This window comes from Enterocloster aldenensis, assembly GCF_003434055.1.
GTDB classification, from domain to species: Bacteria; Bacillota; Clostridia; order Lachnospirales; family Lachnospiraceae; genus Enterocloster; species Enterocloster aldenensis.
This window is the reverse complement of record NZ_QVEX01000006.1, coordinates 326,161-346,667: the sequence shown is the minus strand read 5'-3', so window position 1 is coordinate 346,667 and position 20,507 is coordinate 326,161. Positions and strand designations below refer to the sequence as shown.

General features: G+C 54.1%; 17 protein-coding genes and 1 riboswitch. All 17 genes read left to right on the top strand.

The window, feature by feature from the left end:
* The first annotated feature begins 4 nt into the window (after positions 1–4).
* The 17 genes from DWX59_RS15175 to DWX59_RS15095 all read left to right on the top strand — a co-directional run bounded on the left by DWX59_RS15175 (position 5) and on the right by DWX59_RS15095 (position 20,506).
* Positions 5–1,333 carry a M18 family aminopeptidase gene (locus DWX59_RS15175; RefSeq protein WP_117560034.1) on the top strand — a complete coding sequence of 443 codons (1,329 nt, stop codon included), beginning with the start codon at positions 5–7 and terminating at the stop codon, positions 1,331–1,333.
* A gap of 12 nt (positions 1,334–1,345) precedes the next feature.
* The gene (locus DWX59_RS15170) at positions 1,346–2,665 is read left to right on the top strand and encodes an MATE family efflux transporter (RefSeq protein WP_117560033.1); all 1,320 of its coding nucleotides are present in this window, start codon (positions 1,346–1,348) and stop codon (positions 2,663–2,665) included.
* Positions 2,666–2,698: 33 nt separating this feature from the next.
* The gene (locus DWX59_RS15165; protein ID WP_117560032.1) at positions 2,699–4,723 is read left to right on the top strand and encodes an ATP-binding protein; all 2,025 of its coding nucleotides are present in this window, start codon (positions 2,699–2,701) and stop codon (positions 4,721–4,723) included.
* An 88-nt stretch (positions 4,724–4,811) separates the two neighbouring features.
* Positions 4,812–7,115, top strand: coding sequence for a replication restart helicase PriA (priA, locus tag DWX59_RS15160; protein WP_117560031.1), 2,304 nt, complete (start codon positions 4,812–4,814; stop codon positions 7,113–7,115).
* Between the two features lie 20 nt (positions 7,116–7,135).
* On the top strand, positions 7,136–7,624 hold the full coding sequence (def, locus tag DWX59_RS15155; RefSeq protein WP_117560030.1) for a peptide deformylase: 489 nt from the start codon (positions 7,136–7,138) through the stop codon (positions 7,622–7,624).
* A 52-nt stretch (positions 7,625–7,676) separates the two neighbouring features.
* The gene (gene fmt / locus DWX59_RS15150) at positions 7,677–8,630 is read left to right on the top strand and encodes a methionyl-tRNA formyltransferase (RefSeq protein WP_117560029.1); all 954 of its coding nucleotides are present in this window, start codon (positions 7,677–7,679) and stop codon (positions 8,628–8,630) included.
* A gap of 32 nt (positions 8,631–8,662) precedes the next feature.
* The gene (locus tag DWX59_RS15145) at positions 8,663–9,358 is read left to right on the top strand and encodes a zinc metallopeptidase (protein ID WP_117560028.1); all 696 of its coding nucleotides are present in this window, start codon (positions 8,663–8,665) and stop codon (positions 9,356–9,358) included.
* On the top strand, positions 9,358–10,698 hold the full coding sequence (gene rsmB, locus DWX59_RS15140) for a 16S rRNA (cytosine(967)-C(5))-methyltransferase RsmB (protein ID WP_117560027.1): 1,341 nt from the start codon (positions 9,358–9,360) through the stop codon (positions 10,696–10,698). Before DWX59_RS15145 ends, rsmB begins: the two co-directional genes overlap by 1 nt.
* 75 nt (positions 10,699–10,773) lie before the next feature.
* Positions 10,774–11,838 (top strand): dual-specificity RNA methyltransferase RlmN, encoded by a 1,065-nt coding sequence (gene rlmN, locus DWX59_RS15135; RefSeq protein ID WP_117560026.1) that lies wholly within the window; start codon positions 10,774–10,776, stop codon positions 11,836–11,838.
* A 2-nt stretch (positions 11,839–11,840) separates the two neighbouring features.
* Positions 11,841–12,587, top strand: coding sequence for a Stp1/IreP family PP2C-type Ser/Thr phosphatase (locus DWX59_RS15130; RefSeq protein WP_117560025.1), 747 nt, complete (start codon positions 11,841–11,843; stop codon positions 12,585–12,587).
* The gene (gene pknB / locus DWX59_RS15125) at positions 12,581–14,740 is read left to right on the top strand and encodes a Stk1 family PASTA domain-containing Ser/Thr kinase (RefSeq protein WP_117560024.1); all 2,160 of its coding nucleotides are present in this window, start codon (positions 12,581–12,583) and stop codon (positions 14,738–14,740) included. The genes DWX59_RS15130 and pknB overlap by 7 nt, the downstream gene beginning before the upstream one ends.
* A gap of 9 nt (positions 14,741–14,749) precedes the next feature.
* Positions 14,750–15,628 carry a ribosome small subunit-dependent GTPase A gene (gene rsgA / locus DWX59_RS15120; protein WP_117560023.1) on the top strand — a complete coding sequence of 293 codons (879 nt, stop codon included), beginning with the start codon at positions 14,750–14,752 and terminating at the stop codon, positions 15,626–15,628.
* Positions 15,629–15,630: 2 nt separating this feature from the next.
* Positions 15,631–16,293: a ribulose-phosphate 3-epimerase gene (rpe, locus tag DWX59_RS15115; RefSeq protein WP_117560022.1), complete on the top strand. Its 663-nt coding sequence runs from the start codon at positions 15,631–15,633 to the stop codon at positions 16,291–16,293.
* Between the two features lie 78 nt (positions 16,294–16,371).
* Positions 16,372–17,022, top strand: a complete 651-nt coding sequence (locus DWX59_RS15110) for a thiamine diphosphokinase (protein ID WP_117560021.1) — start codon at positions 16,372–16,374, stop codon at positions 17,020–17,022.
* A 157-nt stretch (positions 17,023–17,179) separates the two neighbouring features.
* Positions 17,180–17,800 (top strand): ECF transporter S component, encoded by a 621-nt coding sequence (locus DWX59_RS15105; protein WP_117560020.1) that lies wholly within the window; start codon positions 17,180–17,182, stop codon positions 17,798–17,800.
* 13 nt (positions 17,801–17,813) lie between these two features.
* Positions 17,814–18,722 carry a pyridoxamine kinase gene (locus tag DWX59_RS15100; RefSeq protein WP_117560019.1) on the top strand — a complete coding sequence of 303 codons (909 nt, stop codon included), beginning with the start codon at positions 17,814–17,816 and terminating at the stop codon, positions 18,720–18,722.
* 7 nt (positions 18,723–18,729) lie between these two features.
* Positions 18,730–18,936: riboswitch (Lysine riboswitch) on the top strand.
* 106 nt (positions 18,937–19,042) lie between these two features.
* The gene (locus tag DWX59_RS15095) at positions 19,043–20,506 is read left to right on the top strand and encodes an alanine/glycine:cation symporter family protein (protein ID WP_117560018.1); all 1,464 of its coding nucleotides are present in this window, start codon (positions 19,043–19,045) and stop codon (positions 20,504–20,506) included.
* Position 20,507: the final 1 nt, after the last annotated feature.

Here is a 20,507-nt window from a genome sequence, read left to right as displayed (position 1 = left end):
AATGATGCGTATTGAGAATGCAGAGTGCATCCAGCTGACCAAAGGACTGATACGTTTTCTGCAGGACAGCCCCACCAGCTTCCATGCAGTGGCCAATATAGCGGGAATCCTCAGGGAAGCAGGATTTACAGAGCTTCATGAAGGGGAAAAGTGGGAATTAAAAAAGAACGGGTCGTACTTCGTGACCAGGAACCAGTCCTCCATCCTATCGTTCAGGATACCGGCCGGAACATGCGGGGGATACCAGATCATGGCCAGCCACAGTGATTCGCCTACCTTTAAGATTAAGGAAAATCCGGAGATGGAATCCGAAGGCCATTATATCAGGCTGAATGTGGAAAAATACGGCGGCATGCTGTGCGCCCCATGGTTTGACAGGCCCCTGTCAGTGGCCGGACGCCTGGTGGTGAAGGCTGGGAACTGCCTGGTATCAAAGCTTGTGAAGGTGGACCGTGACCTGCTGATGATTCCCAACCTGGCAATCCATTTTAACCGTCAGGTCAACGATGGATACAAATACAACCCCCAGGTGGATATGATCCCCCTGTTTGGCGGCCATGATTCCAAGGGGACGTTCATGAAGCTTGTGGCTGATGCGGCAGGTGTCCATGAGGAGGACATCCTGGGCCACGACCTGTTCCTGTACAGCCGGATGCCGGGAACCATATGGGGGGCTGGAAATGAGTTCTTTTCCTGCGGGCGGATTGACGACCTGCAGTGTGCATTTGCATCCCTTAAGGGATTCCTGGAGAGTGAACCCGCGGAGGGGATTGCGGTCCATGCCGTGTTTGATAATGAGGAAGTGGGCAGCGGTACCAAGCAGGGAGCGGATTCCACCTTCCTTATGGACACCCTAAGGCGGATTAACACCGGGCTTGGCAGGGATGAGGAGGCATACCTGATGGCGCTGGCATCCAGTTTCATGATATCGGCGGACAATGCCCATGCAGTCCATCCCAACCTGCCGGACCGGGCAGACCCCACCAACCGTCCCTATATGAACCAGGGGATTGTAATCAAGTATAATGCGAACCAGAAGTATACAACGGATGCGGTATCGGCAGCCATGTTCAAGGCCCTGTGCCAAAGGGCCGGGGTTCCCTTCCAGACCTTTGCCAACCGTTCGGACATGCCGGGGGGATCTACCCTGGGCAATATAAGCAATGCCCATGTGTCCCTGAACACGGTGGACATCGGCCTTCCCCAGCTGTCCATGCACTCGCCCTATGAAACGGCAGGCGTAATGGATACATGTTATCTTACCAGGGTGGCAGCACACTTTTACTCTGCCTGCATCCGGGCGGGTGAGGGCGGATGTTATGAGGTGGTATAAGGAAGGTGCAACATGTTTTCCAGAAAACAACTGATAAAACTGCTGGCCCCCCTGATTGTGGAGCAGATCATGGCGGTACTGGTGGGGATGGTGGACGTGGTGATGGTGGCGGCCGTGGGCGAGGCAGCCGTGTCCGGGGTATCCCTGGTGGATTCCATCAGCGTCCTGATCATACAGATCATGGGAGCCCTGGCAACGGGAGGCGCGGTGATTTCAGCCCAGTATCTCGGGAAGGAACAGCCAAGGGACGCCCGCAAGGCGGCTGGACAGCTGGTCAGCGTTACCCTGGCCCTGTCCATGGTCATATCCCTTATTGCCATTATCGGCAACCGGCATCTTCTGGGCGCCATATTCGGCAAGGTGGAGCTGTCCGTGATGGACAATGCCCAGACCTATTTCCTGATAACGGCGCTGTCATATCCATTTATCGGGCTGTATAACGCATGTGCGGCCCTGTTCCGCTCCATGGGGAATTCCAAGGTGTCCATGATGACATCCCTGGTGATGAACCTCATCAATGTTGCAGGCAACGCCATCTGTGTGTTCGGTCTTAAGATGGGGGTGGCAGGGGTGGCCTATCCCACCCTGCTAAGCCGTATCATCGCGGCAGCCATGATGTTTGTCCTTATACAGGACCGCCGCAATTCCATCCGCCTGAGCAGCATGAAGTCCCTGGTGCCGGATATGGGCATGATTAAGAACATCCTTTCCATCGGCATACCGGGCGGTCTGGAGAGCGGCATGTTCCAGTTTGGCAAGATATTCCTGCAGAGCCTTGTGTCCTCACTGGGCACTGCCTCGATTGCAGGGTATGCGGTTGCCAGCAACCTGGTCACCATCCTGTACCTGCCCGGGACCGCCATCGGACTGGGGCTTATCACCATTGTGGGCCAGTGCGTGGGGGCCGGAAGGCTCTCCGAGGCAAAGCGCTATGCCAAGTCCCTGATAGGGGTGAATTATGCCATACTGCTGGTGCTCAGCTCGTCCATGGTACTGTTTTCAGGGGAACTGGTGGGGATTTACCGGCTGTCCGAACAGGCCCTAAGGCTGTCCCGGGAGCTGATTACGGCCCACAGTATCGCCATGCTTGTATGGCCCTTGGCATTTACCATTCCCCACACCCTGAGGGCTTCCCTGGATGCCAGGTTCACCATGGCTGTGTCCGTATTTTCCATGTGGACCTTCCGCATCGGGTTCGCATACCTGTTTGTGTACATATGTAAGCTTGGGGTGATGGGAATCTGGTACGGGATGTTCATAGACTGGATATTCAGGGCAGCCGTTTTCACCTTAAGGTTTAAGGGCTTTGAAAAACGGGCCGCATCGGTCTGATTGATAATAAACATAAGAGGGAGGCAGGCGTGTATGCAGGAGCATTTTATGGATATGGACAGTGTGCAGGAACTTCTGCGCATGGCCCGTACCGGATTGTGGACCATTGAGCTTGAGGAGGGGAGGGAACCCAGGATGTACGGGGATAAGGCCATGCTGGAACTCCTTGGCCTTAAAGGGATGCCGTCCCCGGAGGAATGCTACCGGGTATGGTATGACCGGATTGACCCTGATTTTTATCCCATGATAGAAACCGGCGTTGATGAGATGATCCGCAATAAGCGGGCGGAAGTCCAGTACCCCTGGGAACATCCGCTGTGGGGGACCATCTATGTGCGCTGCGGGGGCGTCCGGGATGAAAGCCATGAAAATGGGATATGCCTCAGGGGATATCACCAGAACATCACCGATACCATCATGCTCAGGGAAAAAGCCAGGCTCAGGGACAATGTGCTTTCCAACCTGTGCCAGTGTTATTATTCCATCTATCTGTTTGACCTGGACAATGACGTGGAGGAAGCGGTCTGGCAGGAGGATTACATAGAGAAGGCAGGAGAATTTCCAAAAGGAAGCCTGAAGGTATATTATGAAAAATTCATCCGTGAACATGTAGACCCCCGGGACCAGGAAAAGATGCGCAGGGCGGGAAGCCCTGAGTTCTTAAAGCAGATCCTGTCAGAGGAACGGCCTGTGTATGACATTGACTTCAGGCGCAGGTACCCGGACCGTGTCCAGTGGGTGCGCTCCCGGTTCAGCGTGGCCCAGATGAAGGACGCAGGTGTGTCAAAAGTGGTTTTTGCCAATATGAACATCCACCAGCAGAAGATAAATGAGATGCAGCAGGAGGAGGAAAACAGGAAGGCGCTGATGACTGCCTATGAGGCAGCCAAGGAGGCCAGCGAGGCAAAGAGCAATTTCCTGGCCCGGATGTCCCATGATATCCGCACCCCCATGAACGCAATCATAGGGATGACAGCCATTGCCATGTCCCACAGCCACGAGCCGGAGCGGGTGGAGGACTGCCTGAAGAAAATCAATATGTCCAGCAGCCATCTGCTGGCCCTGATTGATGATGTCCTTGATATGTCAAGGATTGAAAAAGGAAAGATGCAGCTTATGGACGGGCCGTTCTGCATGGATAAGCTGGTGGGGGAGGTGCTGACCATCATCCGCCCGTCGGCGGAGGAAAAGGGCCACTTGCTGAAGGTGGATACGGCGGACCTTAAGCACCGCCGCCTGATAGGGGACAGCGGGCGTCTGCGCCAGGTACTTTTAAACCTGATGTCCAATTCCGTCAAATATACGCCTGGGAACGGAGTCGTTAAACTGACCGTAAAAGAAGTGGCCCAGAGGGTTGCCGGCTTCGGCAATTTTGTATTCATCGTGGAAGACAGCGGGATTGGTATGACAGAAGAGTTCAGGAAGTATATTTTCGTACCTTTTCTCCGGGATGAAAAGGTGAGGGAGACACATATCGAGGGCACGGGTCTTGGCATGCCGATTACCCAGGGAATCATAAACGCCATGCAGGGCAGCATACAGGTGGAGAGCGAGCCGGGCAGGGGAAGCCGTTTTACCGTGACACTGAGCCTGAAGCTGGATGAGGATGGGCATAAGGAAGAGGATGTATCCGGTAAGATTGTGGACGCGGGCAGGCACAGGGATGTTTTTTTTGGCAGGAATGCCAGGGTCCTTGTGGCAGAGGACAATGAAATCAACATGGAAATCGTCAGGACCATCCTTTGGGAGGCGGGAATCAGTACGGAAGGCGCGTTTAACGGACAGGAGGCATTAAGCGCGTTCGAGGCATCGGAGGACGGGTATTTCCAGGCCATACTCATGGACCTGCAGATGCCTGTGATGGATGGGTATACGGCGGCCAGGAAAATCAGGGAAAGCGCCCATCCCCAGGCAGCGGACATCCCGGTGGTTGCCCTGACAGCCAATGCGTTTGCAGAGGATATTGCCAAAGCGCTGGCAGCCGGCATGAATGACCATGTTGCCAAACCCATTGACTATGAACGGCTTTTCGGCGTGCTGGAAAAGTGCCTGGCCTGACCTGGCTTTTCCGGAATTTGCTTTTTTAGCTGTTGTCATGTATAATAGTCTGGAGTTCAGAATGAATTAAGATAGACAGGTGACGCAGGTGGGGCAGGAATATGCCAATATTATCATAGATATTTCCCATGAAAGTGTGGACAGGACATTCCAGTACAGGATACCGGAACACCTGTCCGGCAGCGTTCATGCGGGACAGCAGGTCTATATCCCCTTTGGCCAGGGCAACCGGCAGCGCAAAGGATACGTGGTGGGGCTGACTGACCAGGCGGAGATAGACGGGAATAGGATAAAAGAAGTGGCTGGGATTGTGCAGGGAAGCGTGACTGCAGAGTCCCAGCTTATTTGGCTTGCATGGTGGATGAAGGAGCGGTATGGATCCACCATGAACCAGGCATTAAAGACAGTGCTTCCGGTCAGGCAGAAGGTAAGGGAGGCGCCTAAGCGGCAGATAAAGTGCCTTTTAGACCAGGCAGGGCTTGAGAAGGCCGTAAAAGAGGCCAGGAAGAAGAACCATAAGGCCAGGCTGCGGCTGCTGGAGGCATTTATCACGGCGCCGGTAATCCCGTATGAGGAAGCCATGAACCGTTTAAGCCTGACGGCGGCAGTGATAAAGCCCCTTGTGGAGGGCGGCGTCCTTAAGGTGGAGGTGGTGGAGCGGTACCGGAATCCGCTGCTGGAGATGCAGCGGCTGGCCGGAAGGCCCCTGGAAGGGGAGATGCCGGCCGGCAAAGGCGCTGCCGGGACCCAGGCCGCGCCGCCCTCCCTGAACCGGGCCCAGCAGGAAATCGCAGATTCCATCATCCGCGAATATGATGAGGGGATACGTAAGACTTATCTGATCCATGGAATCACGGGCAGCGGAAAGACAGAGGTCTACATGGAGCTGATTGCCCATGTGCTGCGGGAAGGGCGTCAGGTGATTGTCCTGATCCCGGAGATATCGCTTACATGGCAGACCGTGATGCGGTTTTTTACACGTTTTGGAAACCGGGTGTCCGTAATGAATTCCAGGATGTCTGCCGGAGAGCGCTATGACCAGTATGAAAGGGCCAGAACCGGGGATATTGACATTATGATCGGTCCGCGGTCCGCCCTGTTTGCCCCATTTTTAAACCTGGGCCTTATCATTATTGATGAGGAGCATGAAAATGCCTACAGGAGCGAGATTTCCCCCCGGTACGACGCCAGGGAGGCTGCCGCGGTGCGGGCAGAGGCCAACCACGCATCCCTGATCCTTGGGTCGGCCACCCCGTCCCTGGAATCCTACACAAAAGCCCTGAGGGGGGAATACGGCCTGTTTACCATGAAGGAGAGGGCAAAAGCAGATGCCAGCCTTGCCAAAGTGGAAATCGTGGACCTGCGGGAGGAACTGAGGTCGGGCAACCGTTCCATCTTCAGCCGCCGCCTTCAGGAACAGATGGAGGACCGGCTGGCTAAAAGGGAACAGATCATGCTTTTCATCAACCGCAGGGGATATGCTAATTTTGTATCCTGCCGGTCCTGCGGGGAGGCCATCAAATGTCCCCACTGTGACGTGACGCTGACCCTTCACAGGAATGGCCGCATGATGTGCCATTACTGCGGTTATACCATGGAACAGCCAAAGGTATGCCCTTCCTGCGGCTCCCGGTATATCGCCCCTTTTGGGACAGGGACCCAGAAAATCGAGACCATGGCCGCAGAACGGTTCCCGGATGCGCGGATCCTTCGGATGGACCTGGACACCACCTCGAAAAAGGGAGGCCACCAGGAGATACTTTCCGCCTTTGCAAGAGGGGAAGCAGATATCCTCATCGGGACCCAGATGATTGTAAAGGGGCATGATTTCCCCAAGGCCACCCTGGTGGGCGCCCTGGCTGCGGACCTTTCCCTTTTTGCGTCGGATTACCGCTGCGGGGAGCAGACATTTGCCCTCCTGACCCAGGCAGCGGGAAGGTCCGGGAGAGGACGGCTTCAAGGGGATGTGGTCATCCAGACCTACCAGCCGGACCACTACTGTATCCAGGCAGCTGCAAAGCAGGATTATGAGGCGTTCTACAGCCAGGAGATGGCATACAGGCGCCTTCTGGGGTATCCGCCTGCCGTGGCCCTCCTGACCATCCATATGGCATGTCCCAGGGAGGATGTGGTGGAACAGGCTGCGGGCCGGGCCGCGGGATGGGTGGAGGATTGGAAGGCCGGACAGGAACAGGCAGGACCCGGCAGGGGCCTGCAGCTGATTGGTCCTGTGAATGCGCCTGTTTACAAAGTTAATGATATTTATAGAAAAATTTTATATATAAAGCATGAAAATTATGATATACTGATACAGATTAGGAAAATGGCAGAACTCCGCCTTAAGGAGGCTGAGGGCCGTTTTGGCCTGACCATACAGTATGATTTAACATGATAAAAGGAGATTGGTAGAAAATGGCAGTTCGACAGATAAGGATTATGGGAGATGATATTTTAACAAAGAAGTGCAAGCCTGTGAAGGAGATGACCGGGCGGACCATGGAATTGATTGAAGATATGTTTGAAACCATGTACGAGGCCAATGGCTGCGGTCTGGCTGCCCCCCAGGTTGGGGTCCTGAAGCAGATTGTGATCATTGATGTGGACGACGGCAACCAGTATGTGATGATTAACCCAGAGATAATCGGACAGGAGGGAAGCCAGACCGGATACGAGGGATGTTTAAGCCTTCCGGGAAAGTCCGGTATCGTGACACGCCCGAACTATGTGAAGGTTAAGGCCCTGGACGAGAACATGGAGCCTTACGAGTTAGAGGGCGAGGGACTTCTGGCAAGGGCCATCTGCCATGAGGTAGCCCATCTGGAGGGCCAGATGTATGTGGAACTGGTGGAAGGGGAGCTGGTGGACGCCGGCGCCGAGCCTGAGGAAGGGATTACTGAGTAGGAACGTATATTACAGGGTTTTACAGATATGATTGTGGAATAGGAGTGGGAACATGCGTATTGTATTTATGGGAACACCGGATTTTTCCGTGCCCACGCTTAAGGCGCTGGTGGAGGCAGGACATGATGTGGCTGCCGTGGTGACCCAGCCGGACAAACCAAAGGGCAGGGGCAAAGAGATGCAGATGACGCCTGTGAAGGTTCAGGCGCTGGAATATAAGATTCCCGTTTACCAGCCCGCAAAGGTAAGGGACCAGGCCTTCATCCAGGTGCTGCGGGAGATGGATGCGGATGTGTTTGTCGTGATTGCATTTGGCCAGATCCTTCCAAAGGACGTGCTGGAACTTCCCAGGTATGGCTGCGTCAACATCCATGCATCCCTGCTGCCCAAGTACAGGGGAGCTGCTCCCATCCAGTGGTGCGTCATTGACGGTGAGAAAGAGACGGGCATAACCACCATGATGATGGATGTGGGCCTGGATACCGGCGACATGCTGGAGAAGGTGGTCATACCCATCGGCGACAAGGAGACCGGGGGCAGCCTTCATGATAAGCTGAGCCTGGCAGGGGGCAGCCTGATCCTCTCCACCCTCAGGAAACTGGAGGAAGGGACGGCGGTGCGCACGCCCCAGACAGAGGAAGGGACCTGCTATGCCAAGATGCTGACCAAGTCCCTTGGCGACATTGACTGGAATCAGGACGCCAGGTCCATTGAACGCCTGATACGCGGCCTTAACCCGTGGCCAAGCGCATACACCATGTGGAACGGCAGGACCATCAAAATCTGGGCGGCAGATGTGCTTGCGGATGGGAATCCCGGGGACGGACTGCCCTGCGGAGGGGTGGCGCTGTCTGACAGGCATTGCCTGGCAGTCAGGACAGGACAGGGCCTTCTTTCCATCAAGGAACTCCAGATGGAAGGAAAGAAGCGTATGGATATAGAAACATTCCTGCGCGGATATCCCATACCGGCCGGGGATGTGTTTGTGAACAGGACACAACAGTGACTTTGCATAATGAAAGAGAGTGATGAATAACCATGTTTTTTCCATTTTATGATTCAACCTATATTCTGGTACTGATTGGCGTCATCGTATCCATGATGGCTTCTGCTAAACTGAATGCCACGTACCAGCGTTACTCAGCTGTCAGGAGCATGTGCGGCCTTACCGGCGCCGAGGCGGCCAAACGGCTGCTGAATTCCCAGGGCATCTACGACGTGACCATACGCCGCGTGCCGGGCAGCCTGACCGACCACTATGACCCCAGGTCCAAGACAGTCAACCTGTCGGATGCGGTATATGGCTCCACGTCCATTGCCGCCATCGGCGTTGCTGCCCATGAGTGCGGCCACGCCATGCAGGATGCGGCGGACTATTCGCCCTTAAGAATCCGCGCGGCCCTGGTGCCTGCCGCCAACCTCGGTTCCCAGCTGGCATGGCCCCTTATCCTTGTCGGCCTGCTGTTAGGAAGCGGCGGTTCCGGCCTTGCCTTTGCGGGTATTGTCCTATTTTCACTGGCAGTCCTGTTCCAGCTGGTGACCCTGCCTGTGGAATATAACGCAAGCCACAGGGCGGTTACCCTTCTTGATTCCACGGGAATCTTGGCAGGACAGGAAGTGGGACAGACCAGAAGCGTGCTGAACGCGGCGGCCCTCACCTATGTGGCAGCGGCGGCAGCCTCCATTCTTCAGCTTCTGCGCCTGCTGATGCTTTTTAACAGAAGGAGGGACTGATGGCTGGGAAGTCGGACCGGGGAATGGAAAACCGGGAGATTGTGCTGGATATATTGGCAGAGGTGCTGGATAAGGGCAGTTTTGTCCATCTGGTGCTGAACCAGGCCCTGCGCAAGTACCAGTACCTGGATAAGTCGGACCGGGCGTTCATCACCCGGGTGACAGAGGGAACCCTGGAATATCTCCTGCAGATTGACTATATCATCAACAAGTACTCAAAGACAAAGACAGACAAGATGAAACCGCTTATCCGCAACCTTCTGCGGATGAGCGTGTATCAGATATTATACATGGACAGGGTGCCGGATTCCGCTGCCTGCAACGAAGCCGTGAAGCTGGCGGTGAGACGCCGCTTCACTGGACTTAAAGGGTTTGTGAACGGGGTATTAAGGACCATATCCAGGGAAAAGGCTTCCCTGGTGTTTGATTCCCCTGCCCTGGCCTACAGCATTCCCCAGTGGATGTACGATATGTGGGAAAATGAATATGGCAGCGGAAAGGCGGAGATGATTGCCGCCTCTTTTCTTGAAGACAGGCCCACATGGGTCCGCTGCAACCTTAGCAGGGCTTCCAGGGAGGAAATCCTTAAGTCCCTGGATTCCCAGGGGGTAATGGCGGAGGAACTTGCCTGCCTGCCCTCTGTGCTGGCAATTTCAGGCTATGATTATCTGGAAGGGCTGGAATGCTTCCAAAACGGATGGATCCAGGTCCAGGACGCTGCTTCCGCCTTTGTGGGGGAGCTGGCAGATCCCGGGGAAGGGGATTACATCATCGATGTATGCGCTGCCCCGGGAGGCAAGAGCCTGCACCTGGCGGATAAGCTTAAGGGCACGGGAATGGTGGAAGCACGGGACCTGAGTTATCAGAAGACAGCCCTGATTGAGGAAAATGTGGCCCGCTTTGGCGCTGCCAATATAAAGACAGTGGTCTGGGACGCCCTTGTGCCTGATGAGGATGCCATGGAAAAGGCAGATATCGTCATAGCGGACCTGCCTTGTTCCGGACTTGGGATCATCGGCAAAAAGCCGGATATCAAATACAATATGACCATGGATAAGATGGAGGAGCTTTCCAGGCTTCAGCGGGAAATCCTTTCAGTGGTATGGAAGTATGTAAAGCCGGGAGGAACCCTGGTGTACAGCACCTGCACCATCAGCAGGATGGAAAATGAAGACAATGCCATGTGGCTGCCGGATCATTTCCCGCTGGAGCCGGTGGACTTATCCGGCAGGCTGGGAGGGAGCTTTGATGAACCTTCCCTTAAGCAGGGACGGATCCAGTTCCTTCCGGGCATCCACCCATTTGACGGTTTTTTCATCAGTGTGTTCAGACGCGCCTGAGGGCGGCAGCTGCGCTGCCGGGTCAGGTATGGAACGGGACATGTAGATGATTATGAAAGAAACAGGAGTTATGCTATGTTGGATTTGACGGATAACAAAGGCCGTAAAGATATAAAATCCATGACACTGGAAGAAGTGACAGAGGAGATGGCGGCCCTGGGGGAGAAATCTTTCAGGGCAAAACAGATTTATGACTGGATCCATGTGAAGCTGGCCGGAAGTTTTGACCAGATGTCAAGCCTGTCCAAGGAACTGCGGCAGAAGCTGAAGGACAATTACAGCCTTACATGCCTTTCCATCACGGATGAACGCATATCCCGGATTGACGGGACCAGGAAGTTCCTCTTCTGCCTGGAGGACGGCAATATCATAGAAAGTGTGTGGATGCAGTATCATCATGGGAATTCCGTGTGTATTTCCTCCCAGGTGGGGTGCAGGATGGGCTGCCGTTTCTGCGCATCCACCCTGGATGGGCTGGAGCGGAACCTGAGGCCCTCGGAAATGCTGGACCAGATTTACCGGATACAGGCCCATACAGGTGAGCGGGTTTCGAATGTGGTGGTGATGGGTTCAGGAGAACCCTTTGACAATTACGACAATGTAATCCGTTTCCTGCGCCTGATTTCCCATGAAAAGGGGCTTAATATCAGCCAGAGGAACCTGACCGTCTCCACCTGCGGCATTGTGCCCGGTATACGGCAGTTCGCAGAGGAAGGCCTGGCCGTCACCCTTGCATTGTCCCTCCACGCCCCCAATGATGAGGTGCGCAGGACGCTGATGCCCATTGCGAACCGCTACAGGATAGGGGATGTGCTGGAGGCCTGCCATTACTATTATGAGAAGACAGGGCGCAGGCTTACCTTTGAATACAGCCTGGTCCAGGGCGTCAATGACAATCTGGATGAGGCCAGGGCCCTGAGCCGCCTGATCAAGGACCAGCATGGCCATGTGAACCTGATTCCGGTGAACCCCATCAAGGAACGGGATTACGTGCAGTCAGGCAAAAAGGCCATTGCGGATTTCAGGGATCTGCTTGAAAAAAACGGTATCAATGTTACGATAAGAAGAGAAATGGGCCGTGACATAGGCGGAGCCTGCGGCCAGCTGCGCAAAAGCTATATGGAAACGGAGGTGGGGTAAACATGGAAGCATATGCGTTAACAGACATAGGCCAGGTCAGATCCATGAATCAGGATTATATCTATTCATCGCCGGAAAGGGTTGGCTCCCTTCCCAATCTGTTTTTGGTAGCTGACGGAATGGGCGGCCACCAGGCCGGGGACTATGCTTCACGGTTTGCGGTTGAGAACCTGGTAATCTATCTTAACAGGGAAGGCAAGGGATCCCCTGTGATGCAGCTGAAAACAGGGATAGGGATTGTCAATGGACTGCTGTATGAGGAATCGCTCCTCAGGGAAGAACTGAAAGGCATGGGATGTACCCTGGTGGCCGGGGTGGTGGAGGATAACCTGCTCTATGTGGCCAATGTGGGTGACAGCCGTCTCTACCTGATACATAACAACACCATCCGCCAGATCACAAAGGACCACTCCTATGTGGAGGAAATGGTTGCCATGGGGCAGATGCGCCGGGGCAGCGCGGATTACAACAGCCGCAAGAACATCATTACAAGGGCCATGGGCATCGGCAGGGATGTGGAGCCGGACTTCTTTGAGGTGGACCTGGAAGAGGGGGATCATATCCTTCTCTGTTCAGACGGACTGAGCAACATGGTGGACGATGAATCCATGTGCAGGATCATAACAGGGGAGGGCAGCCTTAAGGAAAAGGCGTCACGCCTGATTCAGGAGGCCAACCGCCAGGGCGGTATTGATAATATTGCCGTGGTTCTTGTGAATCCGCTGGGAAGGGAGGATGGTTTATGCTGAACCCCGGAACATACCTGCAGAACAGGTACGAGATATTGGAGCGCATCGGTTCAGGCGGCATGTCTGTTGTGTATAAGGCCCAGTGCCATACACTGAACCGTCTGGTGGCCATCAAGGTCCTAAAGGAAGAATTTGCTTTTGACGAAAATTTTGTAGGCAAGTTTAAGATGGAGGCCCAGGCAGCGGCCCGCCTGTCCCATCCTAATATTGTCAGTGTTTACGACGTCGTGGACGAGGATGTGCTGCACTATATTGTCATGGAACTGATTGAGGGCATTACCCTTAAGAATTACATTGAGAAAAAGGGGCATCTGGAGAGCAAGGAGGCAATCGGCATTGCCATCCAGGTTGCACAGGGAATCGGCGCTGCCCATGAACAGCATATCATACACCGGGATATCAAGCCCCAGAATATGATTATTTCCAGGGACGGCAAGGTTAAGGTGGCAGATTTCGGGATTGCCAGGGCCGTGTCTACCCAGACCATGAATGCCACTGCCGTGGGATCGGTCCATTATATATCCCCGGAACAGGCCAAGGGCGGATACTGCGATGAGCGCAGCGATATTTATTCCTTTGGCATCACCATGTATGAGATGGTTACAGGAAAGGTCCCGTTTGAAGGGGACAACACGATTACCGTTGCCCTGGCCCATCTGGAGGAGCCGGTGACGCCGCCGAGGATGTATGTGCCCGAGGTGTCCCATGCCCTGGAACAGATTATCCTCAAATGCACCCAGAAGCATCCGGAGCGCCGTTATTCCAATGTGACCGATGTCATAGCCGACTTAAGGAAGGCGCTGATGGAGCCTGACTGTGATATTTACGCAGCAGATGAGGAAGAGGATGAGCTTGGCAGGACCAGGTCCATATCCAGGGAAGAACTGCTGAACCTTCAGGAAAGCAGGAAGCCGTCCAGGGGAAGCCTTGGGGAGGAGGAACTGAGGGATGACCATGCTGATCCCCCTCAAAGGAACCGCAGGGAGCGCAAAGGCCCGTCCCACCTGGCATCCAGGCAGAAAGACAAAGATGTCAGCACACAGTTTGAACGCATTGTCACCGCAATCGGCATTGCGGCCGCCATCATCATCGTGGCTGTGGTCCTGTTTGTGTTTTCAAGACTTACAGGCCTGTTCCGGGCCGGAACCAGCGAAAAGCCCACGGTGGCTGTAAGCACGGAGGCGGAGACTGCCAGCCTGGAGGTCAATATTACGGATAACCAGACCTATGTGCCCTATATCCTCAGCATGACGGAACAGCAGGCGCGGGAGGAACTGGCACAGGTGGACCTGAAGCTGGAAGTGACGGGCAGCGATTACTCGGATAATTACCCGGAAGGCCAGATCATGGCCCAGACCATTGTCCAGGATACGGTTGTGGACAAAGGAAGCACGGTGGGGGTTACACTAAGCAAGGGAAGCGATAAGGTAAACCTGGGCACCCTGAACCTTACGGTGCTGACTGTCCTGGATGCATCCAGACTTCTGGAGGAAAAGGGACTTGCGGTAGATGTTAAGGAAGAATTCAGCAGCACGGCGGCAGCGGGAACCATCATGCGCTTCAGCCCCGAGACTGCTAAGATAGGGGAGCGGGTTACCCTTTTTGTCAGCAAAGGAGTGGAGAATGAGCTGGGAAGGGTGCCAAACCTCATAGGGCAGAGCCAGGTTTCCGCGGATGCGCTCCTGGCAGGAGCAGGGCTTGTGACCGGCAATGTGACAAAGGAGCGCAGCGATACGGTGGCGGAAGGATTGGTCATTAACCAGGTGCCGCTTCCTGATACCATACTGGCCCCCGGCACCCCTGTGGATTATGTGGTAAGCGGGGAACCGGACGCATCGGAGACAGATGCTTCCCAGTATTATCTCAGTTCCATTGATACCACCTGTTCCCTGAGCAACTACATAGGTCCGGCGTCCCAGACCAGCAGTGTCCGTGTGATGATCCGGCTAAAACAGACGGTAAACGGAGACGTTGTATATACACCGCTTATGAAGGAAAGGCTTGTAGTAGGCGCACAGACCATACCTGTGGTGATTCCCAGGATTAAGGGCGCTTATGGCGTGGACAGCGGTACCGTGGAAGTGGTGGACGCAGGAAGCGCGGATCTGACTGTAATAGCATCCTACCCGGTGACATTTTTCCCGGTGGGATAAGAGGAGTTTATGACTGGTAAGATAATTAAGGGAATTGCAGGTTTTTATTATGTGCATGATGGTAAAGACCGGGTTTATGAGTGTAAGGCAAAAGGGATTTTCAGAAATAAAAAGATAAAGCCCCTGGTAGGGGATAATGTGGAATTCTCTGTTCTGGATGAGGCAGGGGGGGAGGGCAATATCGATGCCATCCTTCCCAGGTCCAATGCCCTGGTGCGGCCGGCAGTGGCCAATATAGACCAGGCCCTGGTGGTCTTTGCCCTGACCCATCCGTCCCCCAACCTGAACCTGCTGGACCGTTTCCTGGTCATGATGGAAATACAGCAGGTTCCGGTCATCATCTGTTTCAACAAGATGGATTTAGGGGATGACGGGCTGATGGAGACCTACAGGAGCATCTATGAGGCTGCCGGGTATGAGGTGAAGTTCATCAGCGCCATTGATGAAACAGGGGTGGAAGAGGTGAGGAAAATCCTCAGAGGAAAAACCTCGGTCCTGGCAGGCCCGTCGGGAGTGGGAAAATCCTCACTGACCAACTGTATCCAGCCCCGGGCAGCCATGGAGACAGGGGATATCAGCCGGAAAATAGAGCGGGGAAAGCATACCACCCGCCATTCCCAGCTGTTCTACGTGGAGGAAAACACGTACATGATGGACACGCCGGGATTCAGTTCCATGTTCACACCGGATTTGGAGGAAGGGGACCTGAAGGACTACTTTCCTGAGTTTGCCCGGTATGAGCAGGACTGCAGGTTCCTTGGCTGCGTCCATGTGGGCGAGAAGGTATGCGGGGTAAAGGAAGCGAGGAAGGACGGCAGGCTGAGCCGAAGCCGTTATGAGAATTATCTTCTGATGTATGAGGAGCTTAAGAAAAAGAGGAGGTATTAACAATGCACTATAAATTGGCGCCGTCAATCCTGGCGGCTGATTTCTGCAATCTGGGATCCCAGGTCAGCACCGTGGCACGGGCAGGGGCTGAATACATCCACCTGGATGTGATGGACGGGGCTTTTGTGCCCAGCATTTCCTTTGGGATGCCGGTCATCAGGAGCCTGCGTTCCTGTACAAAAGCTGTTTTTGATGTCCATATGATGGTGGAGGAGCCGGGGCGGTATGTGGAGGACATGAAATCCTGCGGCGCGGATATCATTACGGTCCATGCCGAAGCCTGTACCCATCTGGACCGCGTGGTGAACCAGATTAAGGACCTGGGCTTAAAGGCAGGCGTTGCCTTAAATCCCGCCACACCCATCCAGGCGCTGGACTGCATCCTGGACCAGCTGGACATGGTGCTCATCATGACCGTGAACCCGGGCTTTGGCGGCCAGAAATTCATTCCCTACACCCTTGACAAGGTAAGGGCGCTGAGGGCCAGGATTGACAGCCTGGGGCTTCCTGTGGATATCCAGGTGGACGGCGGCGTCAGCGCTGCCAATGTGAAGGAGATCATGCTGGCGGGCGCCAATGTGTTCGTGGCCGGATCTGCTGTGTTTGGCGGGGATGCGGCTGCAAGGACAAAGGAATTCGTGGAGATATTCAGCTCCATGCAGTAAGTTTCCCAGGAACCTGGACAAAGGATTGATTTAGTATGGATTGATTCAGTATGGATTGACCAAGTAAGGAATAAGGATATGAAACGATGTCTGATCATTACCGGCGGAAAACTGGACCTGTCTTTCGCCGGCTCTTTTTTGGAACAGGAAACATTTGATAAAATAATCGCAGTGGACGCCGGACTGGAGGCAGTAAAGGCCTTGGGACTGGAACCGGATATGGTTGTGGGGGATTTTGACACGGTAAAGCCCGGGATACTTCAGTATTACAGACAGAAGGAGCACATTATCTGGGATACCCATCAGCCGGAAAAGGATGAGACCGATACGGAACTGGCCCTGTTAAAGGCCCAGGCCATGGGCTGTACCCATATAGTGATACTGGGGGCCACAGGCGGGCGCATGGACCACATGCTGGGCAATATCCACCTGCTGTTCCCCTGCCTCCAGAAGGGGATAGAGGCCTGTATACTGGACTGCCAGAACCGGATATACCTGATTGACGGGGAGCGCACCTTCAGGAGCAGCGGACTGTGGGGCAGATACATTTCCTTTCTTCCGCTGACCGAGCATGTGGACGGCATCACACTGACCGGATTTAAATATCCTCTTCTTGACAAGGATATTGAGATCGGCACCAGCCTGTGCATCAGCAATGAGCTGATTGGGGAGGAAGGCACCATCACATTTACGGATGGCGTGCTGATTGTGGTGGAATCCCATGACTAAGGCCAATATCCATGCAACGGTGGAACTGGACTGGTCAAAAAGCATAAAACTGGATATTTATAACACTCCACTCCGGTGATAAGATATGGACCATGAAGTCCATGGATGAATCACCAGGATAAAATAAACCGCAATGCGGTCCAAGGAGTGAAAGCGTATGAAAGTGAACCAGATAACAGCCAAAGGATATGCGGGGGAGGAAGAGAAGCATCTGTATAAGCTGGCCCTGACCGGGCTGTTTGCAGCCATGTCCTATGTGGTATTTACCTTTTTGCAGATTAAGATCACACTTCCGGGCGGGGACGCCACGTCCATCCATCTGGGCAATGCGGTGTGCGTGCTGGGCGCCCTTATATTAGGCGGCTTTTACGGCGGCCTGGGCGGCGCCATCGGCATGACCATCGGGGACCTGTTTGACCCGGTGTATGTGGTATATGCGCCCAAGACATTCATCCTTAAGCTGTGCATCGGCCTCATAACAGGACTGGTGGCCCACCGGCTTGGGAGGATTAACGAAATCAGTGATAAGAAGAAGGTGCTGCGCTATGTGCTGGCTGCGGCTGTGTGCGGACTGCTGTTCAATGTGGTTTTTGACCCCATGGTGGGATATTTTTACAAGCTGCTGATACTGGGAAAGCCTGCGGCCCAGCTGGTACTGGCATGGAACATCACCAGCACCTCCATCAATGCCGTCACCTCCACCTTTGTTTCGGTGGCAATCTACATGCCCCTTCGCAGCGCCCTCATACGGGCCGGGCTGTTTGACCGGTTACGATAGTTAGGAGACAGATATGAGTGGATACCGCCAAAAGAAGATTGCAATGATAAATGATTTATCCGGATACGGCCGCTGTTCCCTGACAGTGGCTATCCCCATCATATCCGCCATGAAGGTGCAGTGCTGTCCCATCCCCACCTCCATCCTATCCAACCATACCGGATTCCCGGTCTATTTCTTTGATGATTATACTGGCAGAATGCCTGGATACATTGAGAAATGGAAGGAACTGGACCTGTCCTTTGACGGGATTGTCAGCGGATTTCTGGGTTCGGAAGACCAGATCGGGATTGTGATGGATATGATCCGGGATTTTGGACATGAAGATACGAAGATTATCATTGACCCCATCATGGGCGACCACGGGGAAACCTATGCCACCTATACACAGGTCATGTGCAGGCGCATGAAAGCCCTGGTATCCATGGGGAGCATCGTCACCCCCAACCTGACCGAAGCCTGCATCCTGACGGACAGGCCATACCGCAAAAAAGGCTGGACAAGGGAAGGATTAAAGGAGATGGCAAGGGATATCCAGGCCATGGGACCTGAATCCGTGGTCATAACCGGCGTGAACCAGGGCGGCTATCTGGTGAATGTAGTGGCGGAAGGGGAACGGGAGGTTTCCTTTCCAAAAACAATCCGGGTGGGCCAGGAAAGGCCTGGAACCGGGGACGTGTTTTCCTCCGTGGTGGCTGCGGCAGCTGTCAGGGGATGGAAGCTTGAGGACGGGGTGCGCCTGGCAGCCTCCTTTGTGAAGCAGTGCATCAGGCGTTCCGAGGAATTAAAAATCCCCACGGCCAATGGCGTGTGCTTTGAGGAAGTCATGGATGTGCTGATCCATGCGGTCAGCAGCAGGCATGAAAGCGAAAAAATGTTGACAGTTCCTGATTCTGATAGTATGATGTTAAGGAATCATTAATAAAATAGGATGCGATAGAGGCGCGGTAAACATCAGTACCTGTACACGACATAAGTCAGGGAACGTATGGCATACGTTCCACGGCCGGCAGGCCGGGCGTACAGGGAAAGGGTCTTCCGCCGAAACAGGTCCCGTCTGCCGGTGGGATGTGTTGGGATACAGTTTAACAGGCTGTGTACTCTCACTTAATCAAAGTGGTGGCGCTATTGGTTGGTTCCGTTATAAGGATACCGGTATGGAAGCAATGGCCTTGGCCGTTGCTTTTTCTTTGCCGAAAATCCACATCAGCATCCAGACTAAAGACAAGGGGGATTTAATAAATGACAGATTTTTTAAACTGGCTCAACGGTGAAATCATATGGGGGCCGCCATTGATTGCGCTGATCATCATTACCGGTGTTTACGTTACGGTCCGGTCCGGGTTTTTCCAGGTGCGCCATCTGGGTTACATCTTTAAGCGCACCCTGGGCTGTATCCTGCGCAAGGACCATGTGCAGGATGAAAATGACAAAGGACTTTTAAGCCCTTATGAGGCCATCGCCACCGCGGTTGGCGGTTCCGTGGGCTTTGGCAACATTGCAGGTGTGGCCACCGCCGTGACCACGGGCGGACCGGGAGCCGTGCTGTGGATGTGGCTTACCGCCTTCATAGGCATGCTGATTAAGCAGGTTGAGGTTACCCTGGCTGTTTACTACCGCCGCACCGACGAGGAAGGCAACCCTTACGGCGGTCCCACCTACTATATGGAGTACGGCCTTGGGGAAGAGCGCCATTGGGGGAAGAAATGGCTTCCGCTGGCATTTATATTCGGCCTTGGCATTTTCTCCACCTTTTTCATCAGCGCCTCTAATTTTACCACCTCCGAGGTGCTGGCACAGTCCTTTGGGGTAAAGCAGGAACTGGCCTCCCTGATGCTGGTCATCTTCATCTATGCCCTGATTTGGAGGGGGGTTAAGAACCTGAGTAAGATCTTCGTAAAGCTGGTGCCTGTGATGAGCCTTGGTTATATGCTGTTCGGTGTCTTAATCATCATCCTTAACATCGGGAACCTGGTTCCCACCATTGCTTCCATTTTTACCAATGCCTTCACAGGAACCGCTGCCATGGGCGGATTTGCAGGTGTTACCGTGTCCAAGGCCATTGCCACAGGCATGCAGAGAAGCGTATACTCCAATGAAGCCGGCTGGGGTACCAGCCCCATGGTACACGCTTCCAGCAAGACCAGGCATCCGGTGGAGCAGGGGCTTTGGGGTTCCTTTGAGGTCTTTGTGGATACCTTCATCGTATGTACCATTACGGCCCTCAGCGTGCTGATAACAGGAGAATGGACCTCCGGCGCAACCAATGCAACCCTGGCCCTCAATGTGTTCCAGCACAGCCTGGGTTCCTTTGGGACCGTGTTCATGACAGCCACCATGGTGATTTTCTCTGTCACCACTTCCGGGGGCTGGTATGTGTATTATGAAGTTACCCTGCGCCACCTGGCCAAGGACCACCCGGTGCTGAAGAAATGGCTGCTTATGCTTTTCAAGTATTTTTACGCCCTGCCGCCGTTCCTCCTTACCCTGTACCTGATTAATGTAGGGGATTTAAGCATCTGGACCCTGGTGGACATCACAAGTGGTATCCCTACCTTTATCAATGTGTTTGTTGTCCTGATCCTGTCCGGCACCTACTTTAAGCTGTTAAAGGATTATAAGGCCCGCTACATGGGCATCGGCACCCTGGAGGAGGACATCCCCCTGTTCTATGAGGACAAAAAGAAAATGCAGAAAAAAGGATAAG